This is a genomic window from Bradyrhizobium sp. (genome assembly GCF_016462955.1).
In the GTDB taxonomy this organism is placed as follows: domain Bacteria; phylum Pseudomonadota; class Alphaproteobacteria; order Rhizobiales; family Xanthobacteraceae; genus Bradyrhizobium.
In genome coordinates this window covers 1-2,032 of record NZ_JAEMSD010000801.1, presented here as the reverse complement: position 1 = coordinate 2,032, position 2,032 = coordinate 1, and the positions used below count along the sequence as shown (strand labels likewise).

Sequence of the window (2,032 nt, the reverse complement as noted above, 5' to 3'; positions counted from 1 at the left end):
TCTTGGCGCGGGTGTCCGCCGCGAACGGCTCGGCGAGCAGCGGATGCACGCCCTGGACGCTGCCCTGCGCGACATGCAGCACGGTTTCGATCACGGGACGATCCGTTGAAGATCCCTCGGCGAGGCGCCCGTGCAGCTCGATCTGCTTGGCACCGGCGAGCGGCACCTGCACGCTGCCGTCGAGGCGGTTGAGCGTGGGGTCGTCGAACACGATCGAGGCACGGTCCGGGACAGCCGGCAGGCCGGCGACGCTAGCGCGAGCCTTGCTCCAATTGACGGTGAAGGTGTTCTGCGTGATGCCGTCGATCAGCGTCGCCGGCGCGGAGAATTCGGCGATGATGCGCTTGGGATCGTAGACCTGGGCGACGACCAGGATGTTGTCGAGCTTCGCCGTGAACGGCGTCTTGCTCGCGTTCTGCGAGACCAGGGCAACGCTGGCGCCCGAGCACTGGACCTCGAACCGGAACGGGAAGCCCGCGATCGAGCGCTTGGCGCAATCATAGATGCGGCCGGCCTTGGCTTCCTGCGCCCGCCAGGCGTCCGCGGCGATTTCGGCCTGCGAGGCCGCATAGAACCAGAAGCAGGTCCAGGCGACTGCGAGGATCAGGACGAGAACGGGTGCGATGAAAAGGCCCCAACGGGAGCGGCGGCCTGCGGCAACGGTCATATTGGACATGCGGCGACCCTTTGACCCCAGATTCAGGCAAATGTAAGCGAGGCCGGTCTGCGACGAAAGGCGCAGAAATCGCTTCGCTTGGGCGCAGGGTTCTGGTAGCCGTGCCCGAAATGTCCGAAATCACCCTCCCCTCCGTCACCGCTGCCAAGGGCGACCTCTGGGTGTTCGGCTACGGCTCGCTGATGTGGCGGCCGGGCTTCGACTTCGAGGAACGCGTCCCGGCGCGGCTGGTCGGCGAGCATCGCGCGCTCTGCGTCTACTCCTTCGTGCATCGTGGCACGCCGGAAAAGCCGGGCCTGGTGCTCGGTCTCGACCGCGGCGGCGCCTGCCGCGGCATCGCCTTCCGCGTCGCCGAGAAGAACCGTGCCGAGGTGGTCGCATATTTGCGCGCACGCGAGCAGGTCACCTCGGTCTATCGCGAGGTGATGCGCTCGGTGTGGCTGGAGAACGATGCGCGCCAGCGGGTCTCCGCGCTCGCCTACGTCGTCGATCGCGGCCATGTGCAATATGCCGGCCGGCTTTCGCTTGCCGAGCAGCACCGCCATGTCCTCCAGGGTCACGGCCAGTCCGGCGCCAACCGCGACTATGTCACCGCGACGGTGAAGGCGATCGAGGCCGAGGGCTTTCGCGACACCCAGCTGCACCAGCTCGCATCGATGCTGCATGGTGATGAGCATTCCCTGCACGCGCCGGCTCCGGCCGAAGACCGCGACAGCCGCTAACCGCCGGTCGGCGCGTAGCTCGGCGCCGAGCCGATCAACTGCTCCTGCTCCTTCCGGCCCGCATCGACGAGACGACCGGTCGCATCCTCGATCGCGGCTTGCACACGCGCGAGAAATTCGTCCTTCGGCAGGCCCGGCGGCAACGGCTGGAGAAACTCCACCACCAGCGTGCCGGGATAGCGCATGAAGGTGCGGCGCGGCCAGAACAGGCCGGAATTGAGCGCGACCGGCAGGCACGGCACGCCGCAGGACGAATAGATCTGGGCAAAGCCGGTCTTGTAATCGGGCGGCGCGCCCGGCGCGCGGCGCGTGCCTTCCGGAAAGATGACGAGTTGTTTTCCGCTACGCACGGCCTCGCGCGCCCGCCGCGTCATGTCGAGCAGCGCCTTCACGCCGGCATTGCGGTCGATCGCGATCATTCCGGTCTTGACCAGGAACTGGCCGAACACCGGAATCTGCATGAGCTGCCGCTTCAGGATGAAGATAGGCCGGTTGAAGAAACCCGGCAGCACGAAGGTCTCCCAGAACGACTGATGCTTGGCCACGATCAGCAACGGGCCCTCCGGGATGTTCTCGACACCCCGGAATTCCACCTTGATGTTGCAGACCACGCGCATGAGGAACAGCGTTGCCT

At 66.5% G+C, this 2,032-nt stretch carries 3 protein-coding genes; 1 reads left to right on the top strand and 2 read right to left on the bottom strand.

The features are described 5' to 3' along the window. A partial coding sequence (locus JHD07_RS38565; RefSeq protein WP_291631759.1) for a DUF2125 domain-containing protein occupies window positions 1-676 on the bottom strand: 676 nt, incomplete at its 3' end. A 110-nt stretch (window positions 677-786) separates the two neighbouring features. Between JHD07_RS38565 and JHD07_RS38560 the strand changes: the two genes are divergently transcribed. Next, window positions 787-1,398, top strand: a complete 612-nt coding sequence (locus JHD07_RS38560; RefSeq protein ID WP_291631757.1) for a gamma-glutamylcyclotransferase — start codon at window positions 787-789, stop codon at window positions 1,396-1,398. Here the strand turns inward: JHD07_RS38560 and JHD07_RS38555 are convergent. Next, on the bottom strand, window positions 1,395-2,032 hold a 638-nt coding region (locus tag JHD07_RS38555), incomplete at its 5' end, for a lysophospholipid acyltransferase family protein (RefSeq protein ID WP_291631755.1). The genes JHD07_RS38560 and JHD07_RS38555 overlap by 4 nt on opposite strands.